The sequence below is a fragment of the Vibrio tritonius genome, assembly GCF_001547935.1.
Lineage (GTDB): Bacteria > Pseudomonadota > Gammaproteobacteria > Enterobacterales > Vibrionaceae > Vibrio > Vibrio tritonius.
The window spans coordinates 3,154,223-3,179,531 of sequence record NZ_AP014635.1; the positions used below are offsets into that span (position 1 = coordinate 3,154,223).

Genomic DNA, 25,309 nt, shown 5'->3' on the forward strand with positions numbered 1-25,309 from the left:
ACCCGAAATTATCTAGATCTGGCTCCACTAATGCAACTTTAATTTTACTTCTAGGCCGATAAATTCCCTAAGTCATTGAATGAACACTTTCGGCGTCACAAATATTAGCAGCTCATTTTTGCCACTTTGTTGATAAGTTCTCCGAAATAATGAACCAATCCAAGGTAGATCCCCCAACAAAGGAACCTTGTCCACATGATGAATGGTACTGTATTGATAAATACCACCCAAAACGACCGTTTCACCGTTATTCACTAACACTTGAGTACCAATTCTTTGTGTTTGAATGGTCACAGCATCGCCCGTACCTGAACTCACCGCATTACCCGGACGGTCTTGAGTTACGTTAAGATCAAGAATCAAACGATTATCTGGCGTGATTTGCGGTGTCACTTTCAAACTCAGAACCGCTTTGCGAAAAGTGACCGAGGTTGCTCCACTAGATGCCGCTTCCAGATAGGGAATTTCTGTACCTTGCTCAATATAAGCAGGCTTCTTATTAGTCGTTACCAAACGAGGGCTCGAAATGATTTCAGCCTTTGATTCACTTTGTAACGCGGATAACTCAAGGTCCAGCAAAGTATCAGCCCCCAACTTAGCCACTTGAAAAGCAATACTGCTTGCACGAGCGGATGCAGAAGGAAGATGCACATTAAGTTGGCCCATGATGTCTTCAGAGTCGGCACCTTGCAATCCTTCTAATGAACCTGCTAGGTTCGTTTGATTACTTTGAAAAATCCCCCAGCGAACTCCAAGTTCATCAAGATTACCTTGGCTCATGGTAACAATACGCGCTTCGATTAAGACCTGTTTCATTGGTACATCCAATGACTGAATAAATGCTTGAAGCTCTTTTAATCCTTGCGCTGTTTCTTTGAGCAGTAATGCATTGGTGCGTTTATCAATTTGCACCGAACCTCGTGGTGATAGTAGCCCGCTTTTGGCCACCATGTCGGCGATATTCTTGGCAAGAGCATAATGAATTGGAACGCGTAAATAGCTTAACGGCTGTTTGTCCAAGCGAATTTGCCGCTGCTCTTTCTCCATGTTTACCAGCTCATCGCGTGGTGCTATCCATAACACTCCGCTATCTTCTTTGTAAGCTAAACCTTTCATTTTTAGGATAATGTTCAGAGCCTTATTCCAGCTAACATCATCTAGGTTCACCGACACATTTCCAGCCACACTGTCTGACATCACCAAGTTCATGTGACGTTGCTGAGCCAGTAATACAAGCAATCGACGTACTTCTGCATCTTGCAGTTGTAATGAAATAAGCTTCTCTTTTTCATCTGCAGCGAAAGCAAACGAACTCATCCATGCAAAGGATAAAATGACGACAGCCGACTTAACTATTAAGCACAATAAAAGGTTCTGTTTCATGGATTATCATTCTCCAATATCAGGCCAATAGCGGTTTCTTTATCGGTAATTGAAATAAGCTCGATACCACCACGAAAAATGCGTTTGACCTTGTGGCCTGACATAGGTATCCGTTCTCCCTCTTTTACAATAAACAACTCATGACTTGAATCAGAAATAATTGCTAATGCTTCATTTTTCGAGACAACCACGCCAACTAAATCCAACTCGAAGTCTCCGCCTTGTACTGACAAATGCGAAAACCCAGACTCAAAGTTGTCAGAGCGTGGCAGTACAGAAGGAGCGAACGGATTACGCTCATTCCCCACAGTAAGTTCTAACAGACTGGGCAATCGCCATTGAGAGTCTGCGGGTAAAGGGGGAGTAGATGTCGCCTCACTTGCTATACTGAGCGCGCTATATCCCCAAAGATAGGCGGCCAAAATAGGACTGAGTAACATGAGAAAACGCGACATGGTTATATCCTATCGATCAATACAATCCCTTGAGATTGCATAACACCCAATGGTTCATGCCCTCTTTGCCACTCCAACTGTTCAAGTTGCAGCGAATGCGTGAGAGTAAGCAAATGAACATAAAAATGCCCTAGCGCTAAATATGCCCCCTTTACATGAAAACCAATTTTCTGAGCGGAAGTTGACTCACTGCGATTCTCTTGTTCAACCCAGGCTAACTGCACAACCTCAACTTGGTGAGCTTGCGCAATTTGCGTAATCACACCTAACCAATCTTTTCCCAACAACGTTTTCTGTTGCGTATCGATAGGCATAAAAATGCTTTCTAGTTCTTGCAATGAATCTCTCTTGGGAGGCCACATTTGAATACGTACTAACATACTGTCTTGTTCGGTATACATGAGCTCGATTTCCCTATCGAGTAACTGGGTTTGGTGACGCTGTGGCGATAGCACGAAATGGTAGACAATACCGTTAAAACTCAGCAGAAAAACAAGCCACATCAGCAACAATCGTTGCCAAGAATAATCACTAAACAACATGACATCCGTACCATAACGATGCATCACAACTCCTCTTGCTCAACAAGGCGAAACCTTAGAGTGAATCGAGACTGCGAAGAATCAGCACTGACCAAAGAGTCAGTTTCAACGTGCTTAAACTGCTTAATAGCACGTAGCTCTAACACCAATGTTTCTAATGAGCTTACATTTCCAACACGACCAGACAAGCTCACCCAAGGAGCCTGCCATGTCATTTCATCGAGCACCACATCGTCCGGTAAGGCTAAAGGTAGGATATTCATCAATAGAATGGGTTGATTGTTACGTTGGATACGCTGGCTAAATGCATGAAAACGCTTTTGTTCATGGGCAAAGCGTTGTTCATCACTAATCACTTGCCGCTCCTGCTGTTGGAGCGTTTGATAAGCTTGTTTCAGCGCCGCTAACTCAGCATAACGTTGCGTTATCGTACTGCGCTCGATTTGCCATATCAGTGCCTGCCCACCACCACTTAACAGAAGCATTAGACCACCGATGATCCAAATGCTTTTTTTGCGTATTTTTGAGCGCTGGTCACGCCATGGAAAGAGGTTAACTTGAAGATGCATTCCTGCCCTCCTTCCAATTTAATCCATTGAAAGCTAGCCCTAAAGCACAAGAAAATTGAGAAGGAAGAGACACTGCCTCCTTATTTTTCGCAACCAATAAGGAGTCTAGGTTTACTATTTCACAAGGTAGCTTTAAACACTGTTGCAATTGCGATTCAATATTCCCATTGAGAGCGCCGCCGCCAGTCAACCAAACACCCTTTATCGGTACAGTTGAAGAGAGCGATTGATAAAGATGTAATTGTTGAACCAGAGCCAACATCCAGTTTGATTCAGACACAAACTCGTTCGGAGCGACGCTCTTAATATCAATCACTTTTCCCCATGGAATATCACCGCCACGACACAAAGTAACCTTAGAATGACCAATATCAAGCAACATCCAATTGTCATTTTGTGTTATTGCACTTAAACGAGACCAAATGGCGAGCAGGCTGTGCCCTTGTGGCGAGATAAAAAAAGGATCAAAACCGGAACTACGTAGCAATGCAATACGATGTTCCAGCAAAGAAAGTCGAGCTGCATACACTTGGTAAGTTGGCCCTAACTCCGAAGAACCTGCAGAATCTGCTGCAGATGTGTAGTCAAATGCAAGGTCATCAGCCAAAAAAGGCACTTGTTCGCATAATAAGTTCTTTAACGCCATTTCGGGGGGCTGATAGCTATCTAATTGTAATTGTTTGGTTATTACTGCTGAGTCTGGTATTGCGATGGCAACTTTACGACTAAATAGAGGTAAACCCTTTTTTAGTTCTTTGAGTTTCTTTACAATTTTCTGATAATTCAGCATGTGGTTATCAGCGAAAATACCATCGGGTACGAGTAATTCAGCGTAAAATATAACCGAATCGGTGTTGCGCCACTTTGTTAAGGTCACAGCCTTAATGCTGTGATGACCGATGTCGACACCCGTAACTCGTGATGATATACCCATGCAGCTCAGCTCCGTGATTTACTCAGCAATTAATGCCTCAAAGAGGTTTGAGGCGGGCAATCAAATTTGCACCTGGCTGAGAGGAACACTAGAGTACAAGGGTTTGCTCAATAGCAGCCTATATTAAACAGGGATTCTCCGGTGAAGTTCATAAAGCGTTTATTTATTTTTTCACTCATTTGCATTTTTCTTGGAGTCACTACAATTTTTGGTTTTTACCTTTATGTGAAACCAGAACTACCCGATGTAGCGACACTAAAAGATGTCAAATTACAAACTCCGATGCAGGTGTATAGCCAAGACGGTAAATTAATTGCCCAATTTGGTGAAAAACGACGCATCCCATTACGGTTAGATCAGATGCCCAAAGAGCTGGTCGACGCCTTTATTGCCACTGAAGACTCCCGTTTCTACGAACACTATGGCTTTGACCCTATTGGTATCGCTCGTGCAGCTGTTGCCGTTCTGGTATCAGGAAGTGCAAGCCAAGGGGCAAGTACGATCACTCAACAGCTAGCGCGAAACTTCTTCCTCACCAATGAGAAGAAGATCATGCGCAAGGTGAAAGAGATCTTTATTGCGGTACATATTGAACAGCTGCTGACCAAAGACGAAATTCTTGAACTGTACCTAAACAAAATCTATTTAGGCTATCGTTCTTATGGTGTCGGTGCTGCTGCTCAAGTTTACTTTGGTAAAGAGGTCAAAGATCTCACCCTTGGGGAAATGGCAATGATTGCCGGCTTGCCTAAGGCTCCATCAACAATGAACCCAATTTACTCACTTAAACGCGCTACCAAACGTCGTAATGTCGTGTTGGCTCGTATGCTGAGTGAGAAGTACATTAGCCAAGAGCAATACGAAGAAGCCAAAGATGAGCCACTGATTGCTCAATACCATGGTGCAGAAGTTGAGCTGAATGCCCCTTATGTCGCTGAGCTTGCTCGCGCGTGGATGGTCCAAAAATACGGTGACGACGTTTATACCTCAGGTAAAAAAGTGTACACCACGGTAGACTCACATCTTCAAGCAGCAGCAAACCATGCAGCAGTCACTAACCTACTTAACTATGACCAACGCCACGGGTACCGAGGCGCAATCAAACAAGTTTGGAAAGAAGGCGATACACCTTGGGATATCGATAAGATTGATGATTATCTCACTGATCAACCGACTTATGGTGAGCTGTACCCTGCCGTAGTAACTCAAGTTGATGATCAAACAGCAACGGTCGAAATCAAACGTCAAGGTACTCATGTTATTGCATGGGAAAATATGAATTGGGCTCGCCGCTTTATTACCGATGATCGCCAAGGACCATTACCGACAACCGCAAAAGAGATTGTCAGTGTCGGGGACCAGATTTGGGTACAACCGATCACCGATGAAAAAGAACAAACTGCAATAGACGAAACTAGTGATGAAGAGACAACGTCTTCTCGTCGTACTCAATATGAGACTTGGAAACTAAGCCAAGTGCCTAATGCAAACACCGCGTTTGTCGCTATGAATCCTGAAAATGGGGCGGTGAAAGCATTAGTTGGTGGTTTTAACTTTGTGCACAACAAATTTAACCGTGCCACTCAATCGGTACGTCAGGTAGGGTCAAGTATCAAACCGTTTATCTACTCAGCAGCGATTGATAGCGGCATGACATTAGCCACCCTAATCAACGATGCCCCTATAAACCAATGGGATAAGAGCCAAGGTACAGCATGGCGTCCACAGAACTCACCACCAACTTATGGCGGCCCAACACGTATTCGGATTGGTTTAGCCCAATCGAAAAACGTTATGGCGGTTCGAGTATTACGTGCTATTGGCTTAGATAAAACTCGTCATTACTTAACACGTTTTGGCTTTGATCTGGACAAGTTACCTCGCTCAGAAACCATCGCGCTTGGTGCTGGCAGCCTAACACCAGTAAAACTGGCGCAAGGTTACTCGGTATTCGCTAACGGTGGTTACTATGTTGAACATTTCTATATCGACCACATAGAAGGTCCATTTGGCAACATGGAATATCAAGCGCATCCAAAAGTGATTTGCCGCGATGATTGTCAACAAAACCAAGAAACCCATGGTGGATTCATCGAACAAGATGCCGATACAGAAACTCAACCAACCGAATATGCACCGCAAGTGATCTCTGAACAAAATGCCTTTTTGGTAAGAGAAATGATGAATAGCAATATTTGGGGCGGTGGCGATTGGAGCCACAAAACAGGTTGGAATGGCACAGGTTGGCGTGCACAAGTTCTACATCGTCGTGATATCGGCGGTAAAACCGGTACAACCAACGATTCGAAAGATGCTTGGTACAATGGCTTTGGTCCAGATATCGTAGCAACAGCGTGGGTTGGGTTTGATGACCATAGTCGAAACCTTGGTCGTACTTCACCAAACCCAAATATTGAACATGGAATTTCTGGAGCAGAAGCTGGGGCAAAAACGGCACAACCGGCCTGGATTGATTTTATGAAGCAAGCTTTAGCCAATGTCGAACCGCAAAGTAAACAGATTCCAGATGGCATTGTGCGCGTTCGTATTGACCGCGCGACCGGTCTTCTGACCAACAAATTAGATTACACATCGATGTTTGAGTACTTTATTAACGGCACTCAACCAAAAGATTACGTCTCCGATGGTGTCAGTGACAACATCTATACCACACCAGCGGGTGGAGATGGCTTGTTCTAACGTATAAAGAGGCTGATAATTTCAGCCTCTTTTTTGTTTGGGGTAATACGACTCACCACCAACCGTTGCAACTATTTGTGCAACTGATATAGGCGCTGTTCCATTACCTCGGCAAGCTTTTCAAACCGTTCACGCAGTGGCGACCCCGGTCGATACACCACGACTAAACGGCGTGATGGAATTGGATTAACGGCTTTGACATAACAAACCCCATCTTTTTCGCGTTCAACTGGTAATGAAAGCTCAGGAAGCAAGGTAATCCCTGCACCAGCCGCCACCATATTTCTTAGTGTTTCAAGGCTGGTTGCTTTAAACCTTTCATCGTCTTTAGCGCCTGCCGCAAAGCAGTACCCCAAGGCTTGATCACGCAAACAATGGCCGTCACCTAACGCGAGCACTGTTCGCCCTTTCAGCTCATGCAAATCGACCTCTTCACGATCATGCCACTCGTGCTCACAAGGGACAGCAAGACTCATGGGTTCTTGATAAAATTCAATCTCTTTAAATGGTTCCGTTTCTTCAACTGAAGCAAGCACCAAGCAGTCCATTTTCCCTTCTTCAAGTAAACGAACTAATTGATGAGTCTGCGCTTCATGAAGATATAACTCCAATTCTGGGAAATGCTCTTTTAATGTGGGCACAATTCTCGGTAAGAGGTACGGGCCTAATGTCGGAATAAAACCAATGTGCATTGGGCCGCTCATCGAACCTCCATGCTCATTCGCCATATCTTTAAACATTTTTACTTCACTAAGAATTCGCTTAGCCTGCTCCACCAGCTTTAACCCAGCATCCGTAAACAGCACTCGACGGCTACTGCGTTCCAATAGCACAGTACCTATTTCATCTTCCAGCTTACGTATCTGCCCACTTAACGTTGGTTGACTAACAAAACACGCTTCAGCCGCTTTGCGAAAATGCTTATGTTCCGCCAGTGCGACCAGATATTCAAAATCTCGAATATTCATTTATTCGCTCCAGATAGAAGTTACCTATCAAAACCATAGCATTAAACGATTAGAGCTATCAAAGTATTTCTTTTATCTTAGTCACATCAAAACGAGCACAGATGGTTATGCTCTTATACAGAATCAACAAAACGATTTAAACCGAAAAGGAAACCAATATGACTATCGCTAAAGAAGGCCAAGCAGTACCTCAAGTTACTTTCCCTACTCGCCAAGGCGATGCATGGGTTAACGTGACAACAGAAGAACTATTTAAAGGCAAAACCGTTATTGTATTTAGCCTACCTGGTGCATTCACCCCGACGTGTTCATCAAGCCACCTACCGCGCTACAACGAGTTGTTCCCAGTATTCAAACAACACGGTGTTGATGAAATTCTATGTGTATCAGTAAACGATACATTCGTAATGAACGCATGGAAAGCCGACCAAGAAGCCGACAATATTACCTTCATTCCAGATGGTAACGGTGAGTTCACTGATGGCATGGGTATGCTTGTTGACAAAAATGACCTAGGTTTTGGCAAACGTTCATGGCGTTACAGCATGCTGGTTAAAGATGGCATCGTAGAAAAAATGTTTATCGAACCTAATGAACCAGGCGACCCGTTCAAAGTATCTGACGCAGACACCATGTTGAAACACATCGCGCCTAACTACCAAACTCAAGAATCGATTACTGTTTTTACAAAACCAGGTTGCCCATTCTGTGCAAAAGCAAAACAAGCGCTACAAGAAGCACACCTACAATACGAAGAAGTGGTACTAGGTAAAGATGCAACCACAGTTAGCCTACGTGCTGTATCTGGCCGTACAACAGTTCCTCAAGTATTCATTGGTGGTAAACACATCGGTGGTAGCGAAGAGTTAGAAACTTACTTAGCTAAATAATAAGTCATGCGACTGGCTCCTTACGAGGAGCCAGCTCTAAGACTCATTCATCAGGACCCAATGCCTAGGGTCCAAATCTCGTAACTTACTTGATGATTCAGTGATGCCCTTGTCATCGCTAAGGACCCTTTATGCAAAAAATTCGTGTTGATGTCGCTGTCATTGGCGGTGGTACCGCAGGCTTAGGCGCTTACCGTGCAGCAAAAGCGCACACTTCTAGTGTTGTCATGATTGAAGGCGGCCCGTATGGCACCACTTGTGCTCGTGTTGGTTGCATGCCGTCCAAGCTTCTGATTGCTGCTGCAGAAAGCGTACACAACATTCAAAAAGCTCCCGGTTTTGGCGTTCACCCCCAAGGCGAATTAATCATTAACGGTCGTGAAGTGATGGACCGTGTAAAACGTGAACGCGACCGTTTCGTTGGTTTTGTCCTTGAAGGTGTGGATGAAATCCCTGCGGAAGACAAAATCGCTGGCTATGCAAAATTCAAAGATGATCATACCCTAATTGTGGATGATCATACAGAAATCACTGCAGATCGCATCGTCATTGCTACCGGTTCACGCCCTGCTTATCCGGGTGTTTGGAATGAATTAGGTGATCGCTTAGTCGTAAACGACGACGTATTTAACTGGGATGACCTACCAGAAGCGGTTGCGGTATTTGGCCCAGGTGTGATCGGTCTAGAGCTAGGGCAATCACTGCATCGTCTTGGCGTGAAGGTGAAAGTGTTTGGCTTAGGTGGTCAAGTGGGTCCAATAACCGATCCTAAAATCATGTCTTACGCCACTAAAGCCTTCCAAGAAGAGTTCTACTTAGACCCAGATGTCAAAGTAGAAAGCATGAAGCGCATCGAAGGCTCGGACAAAGTTGAAATTCAATTCATCAACCATAACGGTGAATTAGAAACATTCGTTGTCGATTATGTACTGGCAGCGACTGGCCGTCGTCCTAATGTCGATAACTTAAATCTTGAATCAACCAACTTAGAAGTCGATGCGCGAGGCGTACCGAGTGCAGATCACTTCACTCTGCAAACCTCTGTTAGCCATATTTTTATTGCTGGCGATGCCAGTAACCAGATTCCGTTATTGCATGAAGCGGCAGACCAAGCACGTATCGCAGGTGACAATGCAGGACGCTTCCCAGAACTTCGTGCGGGCTTACGCCGCTCACCAATTTCTGCTGTATTCTCTGATCCGCAGATTGCGATGGTTGGCGAAACGTTCAAACAGCTTTCAGCTCGTTTGGGTAACTGCGGCTGCTTCGCAACGGGTGAAGTATCGTTTGAGAACCAAGGTCGTTCTCGTGTGATGCTGCGCAATAAGGGCCTATTACACGTTTACGCAGAACAAGGCACTGGTCGCTTCTTAGGCGCAGAGATGATGGGGCCAAATGCTGAACACTTAGCTCACCTACTGGCTTGGGCACATCAAAACCAGATGACGATTTCTCAGATGTTAGATATGCCTTTCTACCATCCGGTGATTGAAGAAGGCGTACGTACTGCCCTACGTGACGTCAACGCAAAACTGCACCTAGGACCAGAGATGATTAAACACTGCCTAGATTGTGGTCCGGGTTGTTAAGCCAATAACCATCCTATTCTAATAACAACAAAAGACATCCATGCCCTGCATTGCCCGACTTCCCCAAGTCGGGCCTTTTTATTGCTTGGCTCGCTTATTCATTGGCATGCCCCCCTAGCGTTAGTTCACTTCTCTTCTCGCTTATCGACGATATAATAACAACTCAATGGCATTGAAATGAGACAACCTATGGCATGCAACTCATGTGAAGAGAACTGGTTTTGGAAGAAAATTGGCCGCTGCCAACGCTGTATGGATCAACTGACTACGCTATCAGTCGTATGTTGGGTGGTCTGGTATTTTGGTTTTCGTGATGACCCTCGTAGTGTCGGGTCGATTGCTCTGCTGTTTGCAGGATTTGCTTTTAACGCCTTGCTATTTCTCCATCTCTGGATGAAATTTGTCATCCTACCGTGGCGCGATCGTCAGAAACGATCCAAACATTGATCACTAACGCTTCAACCAGATCTTTGCTCCGTTGTTTTACTGAATTTCAGGCATAAAAAAAGCCTCAGAACTAGCAGTTATTCTGAGGCTCTCTTAGATTCTTCTAAGAAAAAGCAGTGGTACTTTAATAGACACTGCTTTCCTGTATAGGTTCCAAGAAAAATGATCTTTTTTTATTTTTCTTGTCTATTAGTGGAAAATCATTGCGTTACAAATCGTATAAAACTTAATCCATATTAAGCGACGTGTGCTTTCGTGATCAATTTCTCGACAAGATTCACTTCTAGCGCCACTTCATCACAAGCATGCTGACGTGGGCATTGCTCGCAATCTTTTAATACTTTTTCTGGTAACAAGGTTTTTGATGTCGGAATAAAGTCCTGTTTCATGAAAAACTCAGGGGTACGAGTCAACACAAAGACTTTCTTAATCGCCATCTTACGCGCTTTATTCACTAAGTAATGAACAATCGCGGTACCTTGACCTTGGTTTTGCCAGCCTGCTTCAACACCTAAAGAGCGTATTTCAGCCAATCCTGAGTCATACACGTAAAGTGATGCACAACCGGTGATTTCACCATTGTGTTCGGCAACGGCAAAAGAGCCAATATCACGCACGATTTCGTTACGTGAGCGAGGAAGATTTTCTCCCATGTTTGCCCAGTAAGTCACCATACCTTCTAACGCTTCTACATCCGTCAACCGTGCGGGACGCACTTGTACTGAGGCGCTATCACGTTTTGCCAAACGTTTCTGTGCTTCTTCAACAGCGTAAGTGACTTGATGAGGAGCCACACCACCTTTTGCACTACGTTTTTCAAGACAAGACTCAATGGTTAGGATGGCATACACATCGCTATCGATAACGGGTGAAAACTCTTTTAGTTCATCAAGAGACAGCTCTTCAAGAGCACAACCTTTAGCAATTGCACCGACAACCGCCACACCCACAATATGGTGCGCTTCACGGAAAGGAATGCCTTTCGCAACTAGATAATCTGCTAATTCAGTTGCATTCGCATAGCCTTGTTTTGCCGCTTCCAAAGTGCGTTGTTCGTTTACTTTGATACCATCGAAACAAAGCGATGCCATTTCCATGCAGTCGTTCCATGTATCTAACGCATCAAACAAGCCTTCTTTGTCTTCCTGCATATCTTTGTTATACGCAAGAGGCAGCGCTTTCACTGTCATCATCATACCAGCCAGTGAACCGTACACACGGCCAGTCTTACCACGAATAAGCTCTAGTGCATCTGGGTTTTTCTTCTGTGGCATCAAAGAGGAACCTGAAGTTACCGTATCCGATAATTCAATAAAACCTGATTCGCCAGAGTTGTAGAAAATCATGTCTTCAGCAAGACGAGATAAGTGAATCATGGAGATAGAAGCGACAGACATCAGCTCCATCACATGATCACGGTCAGAAACCGAGTCTAGAGAGTTACGAGTCGCACGGCGGAAACCCAAGTTATACGCCAATTTTTCACGATCGATAGGATAAGCAGTACCCGCTAGCGCACCAGAACCTAATGGGCAAGTATCTAAACGTTTAATCGCATCCTCAAGACGCGAGTAATCACGCTCGAACATTTCTGAGTAGGCTAAACACCAGTGTGCAAAGGTCACTGGTTGTGCGCGTTGTAAGTGGGTGTAACCTGGCAACACAGTATCGTTGTGCTCGCTTGCTACCGTCACCAATTTAGTTTGTAGGCGGTCTAAGGTCATCAAAATCTGACGGCCCTGCTGGCGACACCATAGCTTAAGGTCAGTTGCTACTTGGTCGTTACGTGAACGGCCAGTATGTAATTTTTTGCCGAGATCACCCACTTTGTTAATCAGTTGCTGCTCAACCCAAGAGTGAATGTCTTCTGCATCGGATGCTAAGATCTGCTCTGGATCTTCCATCACTTCCATTTTCAACTCATTGAGAGCAAGCTCTAAACGCTGTTGTTCTTCTTCAGTCAGAACATTAACCGATACAAGAGCTTTAGACCAAGCAACAGAACCGACAATATCTTGCTCAGCCAATCGGTAATCGAAGCGCAATGAATCATTAAACTGTTTAAATCTTGTATCTGCTGCTTGGGTAAATCTTCCGCCCCATAATGCCATTGCGTTTCTCCTGCTACTTTAGTGCCTAATCACTAAGGAGGTGACTAGAATTGCTTCATTATTGCCAGTGTTTGTTATACCTAAGTAACCTTAATTACAGTTACTTTCTGAAAGTTACTTGGGTATCGCTTATTTTGTTAAAAGGGGGAGCGTCAATAGACGCTCCCTCTATTCTATTTTGCTTTGAAGTACTTTATTACTTTTTAGCCGCGTTTAGAGAACGAATACGGCTTGCCAAAGAGTATAGACGGATGAAGCCGCCTGCATGGCTTTGGTCGTAAACATCGTCAGCACCGAATGTCGCAAACTCTTCAGAGTACAAGCTGTTGTCTGAACGTTTTTGCGTTGCTGTTGCTTGGCCTTTGTAAAGTTTGATAACCACTTCGCCGTTCACATCTTCTGCTAGAGATTCTGCAGCAGCCATGATGGATTTACATAGTGGAGTGAACCAACGACCATCATAAACAAGTTGCGATGCTTTCACGCCAAGCTCTTCACGGAATTCGAACGATGTTTTGTCTAGTACAAGTTGCTCAACTGCACGAAGCGCTTCCATCATGATGGTGCCTCCTGGAGTTTCATAACAACCACGAGACTTCATACCCACTAGACGGTTTTCAACGATGTCGATACGACCGATACCGTGTTTTGCGCCCACTTCGTTAAGCTCGATAAGCGCTTGGTAAGGAGAAAGTTCTTTGCCGTTAACTGCAACCACTTCGCCTTTTTCTACTTTGATAGTAAGGTATTCAGCTTCGTTAGGCGCTTTTTCTGGATCGGTTGTCCAAGCCCAGCAATCATCGTTTGGCGCGTTCCAAGTGCTTTCTAGAACACCACCTTCAGTAGAGATGTGCCATGCGTTGGCATCACGAGAGTAGATTTTAGTCAGAGATGCAGTACATGGAATATTACGAGCCGCTAGGTAGTCTAGACACTCTTCACGGCTTACAAGATCCCATTCACGCCATGGTGCAATTACGTGTAGGTCTGGTGCTAGTGCAGCGAAGGCACCTTCGAAACGAACTTGGTCGTTACCTTTACCAGTACAACCGTGAGCCAGTGCATCTGCACCCACTTTACGAGCCACTTCCACTTGCGCTTTAGCAATGATTGGACGAGCCATTGAAGTACCTAGTAGGTATTTACCTTCGTAGTAAGCGCCGGTTTTAAGCGTTGGGTAGATGTACTCTTTAACCATCTCTTCTTTTAGGTCAACAACGTGACATTCTGAAGCACCAGAAGCGATCGCTTTCTCCTCGATACCAACCAGTTCGTCAGCACCTTGACCAACATCGGCCACGAATGCAACCACTTCACAACCGTAGTTTTCTTTTAGCCATGGGATGATTACTGAGGTATCAAGACCGCCAGAATAAGCCACAACCACTTTTTTCACTTCTACTTTACTCATTATTCTATTCTCCACGTTCCTGGCTCTGCGCTCGGCGGTCAGTGCTCAGGTAATGTATCCATTTTGTTCGATTATTGAGGTAAAAATTGAGTACCGATGCTTTCACCGGCAAATAATTTGGTTAATTTTTCAGGGCTACGCCAGCTCGCCACTTCCACAGGGCGACCAAGATCGTGTGCCGCTTCTAAAGCTGCTTTCACTTTGACAATCATGCCGTCAGTGATCACTTGTTGTTCAATTAATGCATCCGCTTGAGCACTATCTAAACCAGCGATCAATTCACGGTTACCATCCAGTACACCACTGACATCAGAAAGCAGCGCCAAATCAGCATCCAAGGCTTTCGCGACGGCCACTGCAGCTTGGTCTGCATTCACATTCATCATCTGCCCTTCTTGGGTCAAACCGATGGAACTGATAATGGGTAATGCATGGGTTGCTAATAGTGCCTTAAGTACGGTTGCATCACCTGCTGTAGCAAGGCCAACAGCACCCAGTTCAGGATCCAATTCCGTCACTTGACACAAACCGCCATCAGCAAGACACAGCCCAACAGGATTAAGACCCAATTTCATCGCATGACCTTGCAGCATTTTATTTGCTGTACCCGCAAGAGCACCCGCGATGAAACCGATTTGATCATATGGCGTAACACGCAAACCGTTCTTTTTCACGGTTGGCAAATTCAGCTTAGCCATTAAGTCATCAACTAAATAGCCACCACCATGAACAATCACAATGTGACGATTGGCTTGTTGTTGATAGGTAACAATTGCATTAAATAACTGCGCCAAAGTATCTGTGTTATCTAATACTGCGCCACCTAACTTAATCACTAATGGGGCTGGTTGTGTTGCTGTCATAACGAAATCCTTGTGAATGCGATAACCGAATTAAACCAACGCAGTTAGCTCAGCAAATCCGTAGTGGATATTTAGACATTGCATTGCCTGTGCTGACGCCCCTTTAAGCAAGTTATCAATCGCCGAAACGACGATGATGTGCTCGCCTTGTACCTTCCAGCCGATATCGCAGAAAGGGGTAAATTCCACATTTTGAATGCTTGGTAATGAACCATGAAGTAAACGAACCGCAGGCTTATCTGCGTATGCTTGCTCGAATGCTTGATTCACTTGTTCTTCAGTCACACCTTGCGCCAACTTCATCGTGATAGTCGCCAAAATGCCACGTTTAAAATTGCCAAGGTGCGGCGTGAAAATCACATCGCAATCAAGGTGTGTAGCAATCTCTGGTTGGTGACGGTGAGTAAACACGCCGTAAGGCTGCAGGCTCACTTCACAGAAACTGTTGGTCATGGTTGCTTTACGACCAGCACCCGTCACACCACTCACGGCATTAATCACTGGCCATTGGGTCGCATCATTCAAGCCATTAACAACCAATGGTTTAATTGCTAATTGAGACGCGGTTGGGTAACAACCAGCCACTGCCACTAGTGGCGTCGATTTGATCGCTTCTGCATTCCATTCAGCTAAACCGTAAACGGCCTTTTCTAACCAGTTCACATGTTCGTGCTCGAAACCGTAGTAGGTTGGATAAAACTCTGCGTTATTAACACGGAACGCGCCGGACAAATCAAACACCTGACAGCCATTCTCTAAGAAGATAGGAGCCAAGTCGTGGCTCACTTGGTGAGCGGTTGCCAGAAAAACCACATCGCAAGATTGCGCGACTTCAGCGACGTCTACTAGCGGTTGTACAGGGAAATCAATTAGTCCTGCCAGCTTACCGTGCAGCTGAGAAATCGATTTTCCAGCATCAACACTGTTGGCTGAAACATATAAACCTGATAGCGTGAGCTCTGGATGTTTCTGCACCATGAGAGCGAGCTCTGCCCCTGTGTAACCGCTTGCGCCGATGATTGTGGTTTTTAGCATCTCAATTACCCAAATTAGCCGATAAAAGCCGACATTTAAAACTGCGTATTAATTATTAAAATAAAGCTTAATTCGGTTTTTTATTCATTAAAAGTGATTTAATATGTGTTTTACCTTTTCAGCGTATTTCTGTCAATAGTAGGAGCAAAGTTTCTATGCAATTACCTAGTTTCCTCGAGGTTTATGAAGGTCTTATTTCGACCTCTTCAATTAGTGCTTCCGATCCAAGTATGGACGAAGGCAACGCGCAAGTGTGTGCCAAAATGGCGACATGGTTAACCTCATTTGGCTTTAAGGTTGAGCTAGAAGAAGTGGAACCGGGCAAGGTCAACTTGATAGCCCAAAAAGGCGAAGGTGAAGGCGGCTTACTCTTTTCTGGACATACCGACACCGTGCCCTACGATGAAGGCCGCTGGAATTTCAACCCTCACAAGCTAACTCAAGCCAATAACCGTTTTTACGGGTTAGGCACAGCAGACATGAAAGGCTTCTTTGCCTTTGTGATGGAAGCGGTGAAAAAAATTGACGATTGGGATAAACAGAAAAAGCCTATTTATATTCTCGCCACCTGTGACGAAGAAACCACCATGCTTGGCGCCCGTCATTTCTCGAGCAATGCCCCATTCAAACCGGATTACTGCATTATTGGTGAGCCAACCAGCTTAGTACCTGTCTATGCCCACAAAGGCCATATGGCGAATGTAGTACGTGTCACTGGTAAGTCGGGTCACTCTTCCAACCCCGCGTTTGGTGTTAACGCTATTGAAGTCATGCATGAAGTACTTTATGCCATTATGAAATTACGTGACACCTTAGCCAAAACCTATCATCACCCTGGTTTTGAAATTCCAAACCCAACTTTGAACTTAGGCCATATCCATGGTGGGGATAGCGCTAACCGCATTTGTGGCTGTTGTGAACTGCACTACGATGTACGCCCACTACCTGGCATGAGCCTCGATGGGCTCAATAACCTATTAAAAGACGCTTTGAAAGAAGTGGAAGCCAAATGGCCAGGACGCATCGAAGTCACCCCTTTGCATGATTCCATTCCTGGTTACGAATGCGACCACAACCATCATTTTGTTCAAGAAATTGGTCATCTATGTGGTAAAGAAGCAGAGACAGTAAACTACTGTACCGAAGCACCTTATTTACAAGAGGTTTGTCCAACATTGGTGATGGGACCAGGATCGATTGAACAAGCCCACCAGCCAGATGAGTTTCTTGCCTTCGAGTTCATTGACCCAACAATTTCTGTACTGTCAAAAGCAATGTACAAGTACTGTTTTTAATTCATCGTATACGAAGATCGTGCTTATCTAGCACGATCTTTTGGTGATTGGTTCGATTTATGAAAGAAAGTTTCAGTAGTGGTGATATTAAGCAACAGTGTGTTCATTAATCTGTACGATTATTGATACAACGCAAGCTTAAAACCTTTAATTGACGCCACTATACAAACTGTAGTTAGATTGTATAGCTAACTAAAAAACATTGGATGTAATTTTATTTCAAAGCAGGACGACGACAATGAACGAGAAATACGCTGCTCTCAAAAGCAACGTTAGCATGCTGGGCCGATTACTGGGTAAAACTATCCAAGACTCAGATGGTGACGTTATTTTGAAGAAAGTAGAGACGATAAGGAAACTCTCCAAATCAGCTCGAGCGGGTAACCAAGAAGACAGACAACGTTTGATAGAGGTGATTGAATCTCTACCAGACAACCAAATGACTCCGGTTGCTCAAGCGTTTAACCAATTTCTAAATCTCACCAACATTGCCGATCAATATCACTCCATCTCCCGCCAATGCGACGAGTATGTATGTGAACCAGACCCTCTCCATACTCTTTTCACTAAACTGAATGAGAACCACATCAGTAAACTTGATAGTGCTCAAGCTATTAGAGAATTGAATATCGAACTCGTGCTGACCGCACACCCAACCGAAATTGCTCGCCGCACCATGATCAATAAATTGGTGAAGATTAACGAGTGTCTTTCCGAGTTGGAGCTAAGCGAGCTTTCTGATAGAGAACGCAAACGCACAGAGCTACGTCTGGAACAGTTGATCGCACAATCTTGGCATTCCGATGCCATCCGTAAACAGCGCCCTACGCCATTGGATGAGGCTAAATGGGGCTTTGCGGTTGTGGAAAACTCACTATGGAAAGCAGTCCCTGATTTCTTGCGTGACCTCAACGAACGCGTTGTTGAATATTACGGTGAACCACTCCCTATCGATGCTCGCCCAGTTCACTTCTCCTCTTGGATGGGGGGAGACCGTGATGGAAACCCATTCGTAACGCATACCATTACTCGTGAAGTACTGCGTATGTCACGCTGGAAAGCGGCAGATTTATATCTTAACGATATCAATGAATTGATTAGCGAACTCTCAATGGTCAAATGCAATGACCAAGTTCGTGAACTGGCAGGTCCTGAAGCACACGAACCTTATCGTGGCATCTTGAAAGGTATTCGATCTTTACTACAAGAAACCAAAGATGTTCTCGATGCCAAAATGAGTGGGAAAATTCTTGCAGTCAAAGCGCCTTTACGTCGCTCAAGCCAGCTGTGGGAGCCACTTTATGCCTGTTACCAATCCCTGCACGAATGTGGCATGGGGGTAATTGCAGATGGTTCACTATTAGACACATTGCGCCGCGTGCAAGCCTTTGGCGTGCATCTTGTACAATTGGATATTCGCCAAGAAAGCACTCGCCACTCTGATGTTCTTTCGGAGCTGACGCGTTACTTGGGTATCGGTGATTACGACCAATGGACAGAACAAGATAAAATTTCATTCTTAACCAATGAGCTCGCATCAAAACGCCCACTGTTACCATTAGATTGGAAGCCAACGCCTGAAGTACAAGAAGTGATTGATACCTGCCGTATCATCGCCGCTCAACCACGGGAAGCATTCGGCTCTTATGTTATTTCTATGGCTCGTACCGCTTCAGATGTGCTTGCCGTTCACCTACTGCTTCAAGAAGTTGGCTGTCCATATCGCATTGATGTGTGTCCATTATTCGAAACACTTGACGACTTAAATAACGCCGAAGGTGTTATGACCCAATTGTTGAATATCGACTTATATCGTGGCTTCATCAACAACCATCAAATGATCATGATTGGCTATTCCGATTCAGCCAAAGATGCCGGTGGTATGGCTGCTGGTTGGGCGCAATATCATGCAATGGAATCTCTGGTTCGAGTGTGCGAAAACGTCAACGTTGATCTCACCTTGTTCCATGGCCGTGGTGGCACTATTGGTCGTGGTGGTGCGCCAGCTCATGCTGCTCTACTTTCTCAGCCACCTAAATCACTAAAAGGTGGTTTGCGCGTGACTGAACAAGGTGAAATGATCCGCTTTAAACTTGGACTACCTGAAGTGGCCGTAAACAGCTTCAATATGTACGCCAGTGCAATTTTAGAAGCAAACCTACTGCCGCCTCCAGAGCCAAAACAAGAATGGCGCGACTTAATGGAAGTGCTCTCTGAAGTATCATGTGAAGCATATCGTAAAGTGGTTCGTGGTCAGCCGGAATTTGTCCCTTACTTCCGTCAAGCCACGCCAGAATTAGAACTGGGTAAATTGCCTTTAGGCTCTCGTCCATCGAAACGTAATCCAAATGGTGGCGTAGAAAGCTTACGAGCTATTCCTTGGATCTTCTCTTGGAGCCAAAACCGGTTGGTACTTCCTGCCTGGTTAGGTGCTGGTGAAGCAATTCAGTATTCTATTGATAAAGGACACCAAGCATTATTAGAAGAAATGTGCCGTGAGTGGCCATTTTTCTCTACTCGTTTAGGTATGCTAGAGATGGTTTATACCAAGTGTAATGCAGAAGTGTCTAAACACTACGATGATCGTCTTGTTGATCCTGAGCTGCGCCCACTTGGTGAAATGCTACGTACGCAGTTAGAGAAAGATATTCTCGCTGTGTTACACGTTGAAAATAATGATAATTTGATGCAGAGTGACCCTTGGGGTTTAGAGTCATTTCGCCTGCGTAACATCTATGTTGAGCCGTTAAATATGTTACAAGCGGAGCTTCTATACCGCACACGTAAAAGTGATATCCCCTCTCCGGAGCTGGAAGAAGCTTTGATGGTAACCATAGCAGGTATAGCGGCAGGTATGCGCAATACAGGCTAACGTTCAGTATATTATTCTGTAAAAGCCCCAAAAGGTCGCATTAAAGCGGCCTTTTGTTTTGAATATATTTCTTTATTGAGGATGATATCAGTTTTTTCCCACTATTCTTATTGCTGTTCCACTTTATGCGTATTATTTAGATATACTACGTTTCCTTTGCGATAGACCTTTAATAATTATAAGTCGCAGTTCTAGGTGATTAACGGCTTTAAAGGTGGCAAAAATAGCACAGATTGTATCGTGCTCGAGGCTGCTTAGACTTAAATAATCGTGCCAAATAGAAGCACAACCGGAGTTTAAGCTGAACATTTAAAGTTGATTAACACTTGGATTAAACACATGTCATTACCACACGTAATCCTTACTGTTCTTAGTACACGCGATGCTACGGGATACGACATCACTAAAGAATTCTCGGCAAGCATTGGTTATTTTTGGAAAGCAAGTCACCAACAAGTTTACCGCGAGCTCAACAAAATGGGTATGCAAGGCCTAGTTACTTGTGTACTTGAACCGCAAGAAGGTAAACCTGACCGTAAAGTCTACTCCATCACTGATGCAGGTCGTAGCGCACTTGGTGAATGGTTTGATCAACCCACTGCACACCCAACCGTTCGTGATGAATTTAGCGCGAAGTTGATGGCTTGTGCTGTACAACCTTCTGCACCATATCGCTTACAACTTTCTGGTTTAGTTGAAGAATCAAAAAAACTGGTTCATCACTACCAAGAAATTGAAGCCGCGTATTACTCTAACCCAGCAGAACTCGACACAACTCAACGTCTAGAACGTTTGACTCTGCGTCGCAATCTACTGGTTCGTAAAGCTTGGATTGAATGGGCACAAGAAGTCCTTACTGAGCTTGACGCAATGGCATAATTCGCCAGATTGAAACAAGAAAAAAGGATGATGGGTAACCATCATCCTTTTTGTTTTTTAAACCTGGGGGAAATACCATTCGTAGGAATGAATTAGTCCTGTGAGGGAGATTAAATACCATCTCCGTACATAAAGGTTTGAGAACGGCCATTAAATTGCTGATCCATATCCAAAGAGGGTTTGGCTGATTTGGGCTTACCTACGATTTTTGCTGGTACACCAGCGACAGTGGTATGCGGTGGAACATTCTGCAATACAACAGAACAAGAACCAATTTTAGCGCCTTCACCCACTTCGATATTGCCCAATATTTTAGCACCCGCGCCAATCATCACACCTTCACGGATCTTAGGATGACGATCACCACTTTCTTTACCCGTACCACCCAAGGTAACATCTTGAAGAATAGATACATCATCTTCTACTACGGCAGTTTCACCAATAACGATACCCGTTGCGTGGTCAAGCATGATCCCTCGGCCGATGCGAGCTGCAGGGTGAATATCAACCTGACAAGCTACTGAAATTTGGTTTTGGAAATACATCGCTAACGCGACACGACCCTGTTTCCAAAGCCAGTTTGCCACGCGATAACCTTGCAGCGCGTGGTAACCTTTTAGATACAAAAGTGGAATCGAATACATAGCAACCGCAGGATCTCGACTGACTGTCGCACAGATATCACAAGCAGCCGCCTCTGCAATCAAACAATCAGAAGCAAATGCTTCTTCGATGACTTCACGCACTGCCATTGCAGGCATAGATGCGGTGTTCAATCGGTTGGCCAAAATATAGCTCAATGCCGATCGCAAACTATCATGCTTAATGATCGTCGCATGATAAAAACTGGCCAACATTGGCTCTTGTTCTGATTGCTCTCGGGCTTCTTTAACTATGGTCTGCCAGACTTTTGTTTGTGCACACTGCTTCATTATGATTCACTCTGTCTTTGGCTATATGGGCTCCGTTGCCCTTTATGATCCTTATTGAGATAGGTAGACACCTAAATACTCATTTATCTTTCCGCTTTCTTGTCGCGCGCTAAAAGATCTTGCGCAGCCATCCGCGCGTCTTTACCTTGGTACAATACCTGATAAATTTGGTCAACGATAGGCATCTCTACGCCCATATGCTGGGCTAACAACCAAACTTCTTTGGTATTTCGATACCCTTCAACCACTTGACCAATCTCTTGCTGAGCCGTATCAACATCTTTGCCTTGCCCTAATGCCAAACCGAAGCGACGGTTACGAGATTGGTTATCAGTACACGTCAGCACCAAGTCGCCTAGGCCGGCCATCCCCATAAAGGTTTCCGCCTGTGCACCTAGCGCACTCCCTAGACGAGTCATTTCAGCTAATCCGCGAGTAATTAATGCGGTTCGAGCATTGGCACCAAAACCAATACCATCCGACATTCCTGCACCGATCGCAATCACATTTTTTACCGCACCCCCAAGCTGAATACCAATAAAATCGTCATTGGCATACACACGAAATGTTTTACTGCAGTGAATTTTCTCTTGTAGATCTTTTACAAATTGAGCATCAGGAGAAGCCACTGATATCGCAGTAGGCATACCCGCTGCCAATTCTTTAGCGAAAGTAGGTCCAGATAACACCGCAAGAGAATGGTCTTTACCCAATGTATCGAACACCACTTCTTGCAGTAAACGACCAGTATTAGGCTCCAAACCTTTTGTCGCCCAACAGATACGAGTATCTGAACGCAGATGTGGCTTCACATCATTTAGCACTAAACCAAACACATGGCTTGGAATGACAAGCAATAGATCTTGGCTTGCTTGTACTGCTTTCGCTAAGTCAGACTCAACAATTAAGCTTTCAGGAAACGCAATGTTGGGCAGGAACTCATGATTCGCTCGATCCGCTTCTAGACGCGCCATATGTTGTGGCTGATGTCCCCAAAGCACGACATTAGCGCCATTTCTCGCTAACGAGATCGCTAATGCGGTCCCATAAGAACCAGCGCCAATGACGGTCATCGCAATAGGCTTACCGTAGGGATTATTCACTTGTGCATCTTTCATGTTATTGCCTGATAGATAAGAGAGTCTGTGGAATTATTCTAAACAAAAAATGCACATCGCATCGAGTTTATTCGACAGCTTTGTGCATTTTTAAAAAGATTGCTCGATCAAGTAGCGACGATTATGCGTCTGCTTCTACTTGGCCTTGCTGCTCAGCTTGTTGTTGTAGGTAGTTCATGAACAATGCGTCAAAGTTCACTGGCGCTAAGTTCAGTTGAGGGAAAGTACCTTTAACAACTAGGCTAGAAATAGTTTCACGAGCGTATGGGAACAGGATGTTAGGGCAGAATGCGCCTAGGCAATGAGCCAATTGACCTGCTTCCATATTGTCTGCAGTGAAAATACCTGCTTGCTGCACTTCACATAGGAAAGCAGTGTCGTCGTCATTTTTCACAGTGACAGTTAAACGCAACACAACTTCAAACGTTGCTTCACCTAACTCACGGCTTTGGGTATCTAGATCCAGTTTCACATCTGGATTCCACTCTTTTTGGAAAATCACAGGAGAGTTTGGTGCTTCAAAAGAAACGTCTTTTAGGTAAATACGTTGAATAGTGAAGTTTTGTTGTGCTTCTTCAGCCATGGTTTTGTCCTTAATACTGATGAATTGGTTTCAAAGTCTTGGGTTCTGAGACTATCGAAGAGTCGATTAAATCACTAGGTATCAATGCGAATACGTGGGAAATATCACAACTCCGTTTAATAATTGCTGTCTTTTCATACAGCTGTGCTCAAAACTCTTTTATCGGTTACTTTTTACCACGAACAAGTGGCAGATTTGCTTCATTCCAAGAAATTAAGCCGCTTTTCAGTACAAATACTTTTTCAAAGCCAGCTTTTGCTAACAATTCAGCAGATTCTTGGGCTGTTTGCCCTGTTTTACATACCACAATAATTGGGGCATCTTTGTAACTTTCAAGGCCAGCAAAATTACCCGCTTTAATATCAGAAGGTAATACGTTGCGTGATTCAGTAATGTGTCCACGTTTGAACTCATCGTGACTACGAACGTCGATAACGATGCCATTTTCACGGTTTACGAGATGAGTCACTTCTGCAGCAGAAATCGTTTTCGCAGCAGATTTATAGGATTTAAAGAAATTAATGATCAACGCAACCACAAGACCGATCCAAACGATGGAAAGGATCATATGTTGTTGGAAAAACTGAATGTACTCGTTTTGCATATCCTGTGCTCTTGCAGTGGGGTTCAAAAACAGACAAGGAGTATAGCGAGGTTGCCAGCCCGACGCGAGCGCTTACCACACATAAACCTTGCCTATTAACATGTTTATGATCTCAAACTGAGATCTTGATTTAAGCTCTCGGGAACGGAAAGGCCGTCACCTTATCGATATGATCGACGCCAATGGCTAACATGATGAGGCGATCAATGCCCAAAGCAACACCAGCACAATGAGGTAACCCGGCTTCAAGAGCACTAATCAAATGATAATCAATTGGTTGAGGCTCCAGTCCCATCTCGATCCGTTTGGTATTGTCATGTTCAAACCGGGCTAACTGTTCTGCTGGGTTATCTAGCTCATGGAAACCATTCGCCAGTTCAATTCCTTTAAAATACACCTCAAAACGATCGGCGACACGGGGATCTTGCTGATTGATTTTGGCTAACGCCGCTTGAGATGCTGGGAAATCATAGACAAAAGCTGGCACGTTCTGACCAATTTTCTTCTCGACGCCAATACTAAACAGCAGTTGCAATAACGTATCTCGGTCCTCTTCCGGATCAGCTATGTCACTCAAGCCTAATTGACTTGCCGCTTGTTTTAACTCTGCCATGCTGCCCTCTAATGGGCAAACACCAAGCACTTGCAAGAATGCTTCTTGATAAGTTAAACGTTCTGCCGGTCCGCATTTGATCACCAGTTGCAATAAGTCATCCATTTCATCCATCAGAGCGTGATGGTCAAAGCCAACACGATACCATTCCAACATGGTGAACTCTGGGTTGTGATAGCGACCATTCTCCTCATTACGAAATGCTTTATTAATTTGAAAAATAGAACCACTGCCAGCAGCCAGTAATCTTTTCATGTGAAATTCCGGACTGGTCATTAAATGGAGAGAACTGCCCTTTGCGTAACCGGGACCAACAAACTGCGTCTGAAAGGTATGCAGATGAACATCCGTTACTGTCGCATGACTCATTGCTGGAGTATCTACTTCTAATACATCTCTCGCATAGAAAAACTGGCGAATCGATTGTACAAGCTGTGCTCGTTGGCGCAATTGTGCAATTGAGGCTGTTGGCCTCCACTCTTTTTTATTAATTTGATTCATTTTTCACCATCGATA

General features: G+C 44.5%; 22 protein-coding genes. 7 read left to right on the forward strand and 15 right to left on the reverse strand.

Features of this window, described 5'->3' with window-relative positions:
* Positions 1–72: 72 nt before the first annotated feature.
* The 5 genes from JCM16456_RS14035 to pilM are packed head-to-tail and all read right to left on the reverse strand — an operon-like array spanning position 73 to position 3,883.
* The gene (locus tag JCM16456_RS14035; RefSeq protein WP_068715377.1) at positions 73–1,383 is read right to left on the reverse strand and encodes a type IV pilus secretin PilQ; all 1,311 of its coding nucleotides are present in this window, start codon (positions 1,381–1,383) and stop codon (positions 73–75) included.
* Positions 1,380–1,838 (reverse strand): hypothetical protein, encoded by a 459-nt coding sequence (locus JCM16456_RS14040; RefSeq protein ID WP_068715379.1) that lies wholly within the window; start codon positions 1,836–1,838, stop codon positions 1,380–1,382. Before JCM16456_RS14040 ends, JCM16456_RS14035 begins: the two co-directional genes overlap by 4 nt.
* 2 nt (positions 1,839–1,840) lie before the next feature.
* Complete coding sequence (locus JCM16456_RS14045; protein WP_068715381.1) at positions 1,841–2,404, reverse strand: hypothetical protein; 564 nt, start codon at positions 2,402–2,404, stop codon at positions 1,841–1,843.
* Positions 2,404–2,949 (reverse strand): PilN domain-containing protein, encoded by a 546-nt coding sequence (locus JCM16456_RS14050; RefSeq protein ID WP_068715383.1) that lies wholly within the window; start codon positions 2,947–2,949, stop codon positions 2,404–2,406. The genes JCM16456_RS14045 and JCM16456_RS14050 overlap by 1 nt, the downstream gene beginning before the upstream one ends.
* Positions 2,933–3,883, reverse strand: a complete 951-nt coding sequence (gene pilM / locus JCM16456_RS14055) for a pilus assembly protein PilM (protein WP_068715385.1) — start codon at positions 3,881–3,883, stop codon at positions 2,933–2,935. The genes JCM16456_RS14050 and pilM overlap by 17 nt, the downstream gene beginning before the upstream one ends.
* Before the next feature lie 141 nt (positions 3,884–4,024).
* Between pilM and JCM16456_RS14060 the strand changes: the two genes are divergently transcribed.
* Positions 4,025–6,583: a penicillin-binding protein 1A gene (locus tag JCM16456_RS14060; RefSeq protein ID WP_068715387.1), complete on the forward strand. Its 2,559-nt coding sequence runs from the start codon at positions 4,025–4,027 to the stop codon at positions 6,581–6,583.
* A 71-nt stretch (positions 6,584–6,654) separates the two neighbouring features.
* Here JCM16456_RS14060 and oxyR read toward each other — a convergent pair whose 3' ends face one another.
* Positions 6,655–7,551 carry a DNA-binding transcriptional regulator OxyR gene (gene oxyR / locus JCM16456_RS14065; protein ID WP_068715389.1) on the reverse strand — a complete coding sequence of 299 codons (897 nt, stop codon included), beginning with the start codon at positions 7,549–7,551 and terminating at the stop codon, positions 6,655–6,657.
* A gap of 158 nt (positions 7,552–7,709) precedes the next feature.
* Between oxyR and JCM16456_RS14070 the strand changes: the two genes are divergently transcribed.
* The 3 genes from JCM16456_RS14070 to JCM16456_RS14080 all read left to right on the forward strand — a co-directional run bounded on the left by JCM16456_RS14070 (position 7,710) and on the right by JCM16456_RS14080 (position 10,477).
* Positions 7,710–8,441: a glutathione peroxidase gene (locus JCM16456_RS14070; protein ID WP_068715391.1), complete on the forward strand. Its 732-nt coding sequence runs from the start codon at positions 7,710–7,712 to the stop codon at positions 8,439–8,441.
* A gap of 131 nt (positions 8,442–8,572) precedes the next feature.
* On the forward strand, positions 8,573–10,030 hold the full coding sequence (locus JCM16456_RS14075; protein ID WP_068715393.1) for a dihydrolipoyl dehydrogenase: 1,458 nt from the start codon (positions 8,573–8,575) through the stop codon (positions 10,028–10,030).
* A 189-nt stretch (positions 10,031–10,219) separates the two neighbouring features.
* Positions 10,220–10,477: a DUF3624 domain-containing protein gene (locus JCM16456_RS14080; RefSeq protein ID WP_068715395.1), complete on the forward strand. Its 258-nt coding sequence runs from the start codon at positions 10,220–10,222 to the stop codon at positions 10,475–10,477.
* Between the two features lie 236 nt (positions 10,478–10,713).
* Here the strand turns inward: JCM16456_RS14080 and argH are convergent, their stop codons facing one another.
* The 4 genes from argH to argC all read right to left on the reverse strand — a co-directional run bounded on the left by argH (position 10,714) and on the right by argC (position 15,897).
* Complete coding sequence (argH, locus tag JCM16456_RS14085; protein WP_068715397.1) at positions 10,714–12,588, reverse strand: argininosuccinate lyase; 1,875 nt, start codon at positions 12,586–12,588, stop codon at positions 10,714–10,716.
* Positions 12,589–12,784: 196 nt separating this feature from the next.
* On the reverse strand, positions 12,785–13,999 hold the full coding sequence (locus tag JCM16456_RS14090) for an argininosuccinate synthase (RefSeq protein WP_068715398.1): 1,215 nt from the start codon (positions 13,997–13,999) through the stop codon (positions 12,785–12,787).
* A 71-nt stretch (positions 14,000–14,070) separates the two neighbouring features.
* Positions 14,071–14,862 (reverse strand): acetylglutamate kinase, encoded by a 792-nt coding sequence (argB, locus tag JCM16456_RS14095; RefSeq protein WP_068715401.1) that lies wholly within the window; start codon positions 14,860–14,862, stop codon positions 14,071–14,073.
* A 30-nt stretch (positions 14,863–14,892) separates the two neighbouring features.
* Entirely contained in the window at positions 14,893–15,897 is a 1,005-nt protein-coding gene (gene argC / locus JCM16456_RS14100; RefSeq protein ID WP_068715403.1) for an N-acetyl-gamma-glutamyl-phosphate reductase, read from the reverse strand.
* Positions 15,898–16,052: 155 nt separating this feature from the next.
* Here argC and argE point away from each other — a divergent pair, with 155 nt between their 5' ends.
* The 3 genes from argE to JCM16456_RS14115 all read left to right on the forward strand — a co-directional run bounded on the left by argE (position 16,053) and on the right by JCM16456_RS14115 (position 20,943).
* A complete protein-coding gene (argE, locus tag JCM16456_RS14105; protein ID WP_068715405.1) occupies positions 16,053–17,192 on the forward strand; it encodes an acetylornithine deacetylase in 1,140 nt (379 codons plus the stop codon).
* A 238-nt stretch (positions 17,193–17,430) separates the two neighbouring features.
* Entirely contained in the window at positions 17,431–20,064 is a 2,634-nt protein-coding gene (gene ppc / locus JCM16456_RS14110; RefSeq protein WP_068715407.1) for a phosphoenolpyruvate carboxylase, read from the forward strand.
* A gap of 339 nt (positions 20,065–20,403) precedes the next feature.
* The gene (locus JCM16456_RS14115) at positions 20,404–20,943 is read left to right on the forward strand and encodes a PadR family transcriptional regulator (RefSeq protein ID WP_068715409.1); all 540 of its coding nucleotides are present in this window, start codon (positions 20,404–20,406) and stop codon (positions 20,941–20,943) included.
* Positions 20,944–21,053: 110 nt separating this feature from the next.
* Here the strand turns inward: JCM16456_RS14115 and cysE are convergent, their stop codons facing one another.
* From cysE to epmA, 5 genes are all read right to left on the reverse strand, one after another.
* Positions 21,054–21,875 (reverse strand): serine O-acetyltransferase, encoded by an 822-nt coding sequence (cysE, locus tag JCM16456_RS14120; RefSeq protein WP_068715411.1) that lies wholly within the window; start codon positions 21,873–21,875, stop codon positions 21,054–21,056.
* Between the two features lie 83 nt (positions 21,876–21,958).
* Positions 21,959–22,993, reverse strand: a complete 1,035-nt coding sequence (gene gpsA / locus JCM16456_RS14125) for an NAD(P)H-dependent glycerol-3-phosphate dehydrogenase (RefSeq protein WP_068715413.1) — start codon at positions 22,991–22,993, stop codon at positions 21,959–21,961.
* A 121-nt stretch (positions 22,994–23,114) separates the two neighbouring features.
* Entirely contained in the window at positions 23,115–23,576 is a 462-nt protein-coding gene (secB, locus tag JCM16456_RS14130) for a protein-export chaperone SecB (protein ID WP_068715414.1), read from the reverse strand.
* Positions 23,577–23,742: 166 nt separating this feature from the next.
* Positions 23,743–24,180, reverse strand: a complete 438-nt coding sequence (locus tag JCM16456_RS14135; RefSeq protein WP_068715416.1) for a rhodanese-like domain-containing protein — start codon at positions 24,178–24,180, stop codon at positions 23,743–23,745.
* A 130-nt stretch (positions 24,181–24,310) separates the two neighbouring features.
* On the reverse strand, positions 24,311–25,294 hold the full coding sequence (gene epmA / locus JCM16456_RS14140) for an elongation factor P--(R)-beta-lysine ligase (protein ID WP_068715418.1): 984 nt from the start codon (positions 25,292–25,294) through the stop codon (positions 24,311–24,313).
* Positions 25,295–25,309 lie beyond the last annotated feature (15 nt).

Bases quoted from the DNA above. Each gene is read 5' to 3' on its own strand.
- JCM16456_RS14035 (WP_068715377.1), bottom strand. From the start codon at position 1,383: ATGAAACAGAACCTTTTATTGTGCTTAATAGTTAAGTCGGCTGTCGTC.
- JCM16456_RS14040 (WP_068715379.1), bottom strand. From the start codon at position 1,838: ATGTCGCGTTTTCTCATGTTACTCAGTCCTATTTTGGCCGCCTATCTT.
- JCM16456_RS14045 (WP_068715381.1), bottom strand. From the start codon at position 2,404: ATGCATCGTTATGGTACGGATGTCATGTTGTTTAGTGATTATTCTTGG.
- JCM16456_RS14050 (WP_068715383.1), bottom strand. From the start codon at position 2,949: ATGCATCTTCAAGTTAACCTCTTTCCATGGCGTGACCAGCGCTCAAAA.
- pilM (WP_068715385.1), bottom strand. From the start codon at position 3,883: ATGGGTATATCATCACGAGTTACGGGTGTCGACATCGGTCATCACAGC.
- oxyR (WP_068715389.1), bottom strand. From the start codon at position 7,551: ATGAATATTCGAGATTTTGAATATCTGGTCGCACTGGCGGAACATAAG.
- JCM16456_RS14070 (WP_068715391.1), top strand. From the start codon at position 7,710: ATGACTATCGCTAAAGAAGGCCAAGCAGTACCTCAAGTTACTTTCCCT.
- JCM16456_RS14075 (WP_068715393.1), top strand. From the start codon at position 8,573: ATGCAAAAAATTCGTGTTGATGTCGCTGTCATTGGCGGTGGTACCGCA.
- JCM16456_RS14080 (WP_068715395.1), top strand. From the start codon at position 10,220: ATGGCATGCAACTCATGTGAAGAGAACTGGTTTTGGAAGAAAATTGGC.
- argH (WP_068715397.1), bottom strand. From the start codon at position 12,588: ATGGCATTATGGGGCGGAAGATTTACCCAAGCAGCAGATACAAGATTT.
- JCM16456_RS14090 (WP_068715398.1), bottom strand. From the start codon at position 13,999: ATGAGTAAAGTAGAAGTGAAAAAAGTGGTTGTGGCTTATTCTGGCGGT.
- argB (WP_068715401.1), bottom strand. From the start codon at position 14,862: ATGACAGCAACACAACCAGCCCCATTAGTGATTAAGTTAGGTGGCGCA.
- argC (WP_068715403.1), bottom strand. From the start codon at position 15,897: ATGCTAAAAACCACAATCATCGGCGCAAGCGGTTACACAGGGGCAGAG.
- argE (WP_068715405.1), top strand. From the start codon at position 16,053: ATGCAATTACCTAGTTTCCTCGAGGTTTATGAAGGTCTTATTTCGACC.
- ppc (WP_068715407.1), top strand. From the start codon at position 17,431: ATGAACGAGAAATACGCTGCTCTCAAAAGCAACGTTAGCATGCTGGGC.
- JCM16456_RS14115 (WP_068715409.1), top strand. From the start codon at position 20,404: ATGTCATTACCACACGTAATCCTTACTGTTCTTAGTACACGCGATGCT.
- cysE (WP_068715411.1), bottom strand. From the start codon at position 21,875: ATGAAGCAGTGTGCACAAACAAAAGTCTGGCAGACCATAGTTAAAGAA.
- gpsA (WP_068715413.1), bottom strand. From the start codon at position 22,993: ATGAAAGATGCACAAGTGAATAATCCCTACGGTAAGCCTATTGCGATG.
- secB (WP_068715414.1), bottom strand. From the start codon at position 23,576: ATGGCTGAAGAAGCACAACAAAACTTCACTATTCAACGTATTTACCTA.
- JCM16456_RS14135 (WP_068715416.1), bottom strand. From the start codon at position 24,180: ATGCAAAACGAGTACATTCAGTTTTTCCAACAACATATGATCCTTTCC.
- epmA (WP_068715418.1), bottom strand. From the start codon at position 25,294: ATGAATCAAATTAATAAAAAAGAGTGGAGGCCAACAGCCTCAATTGCA.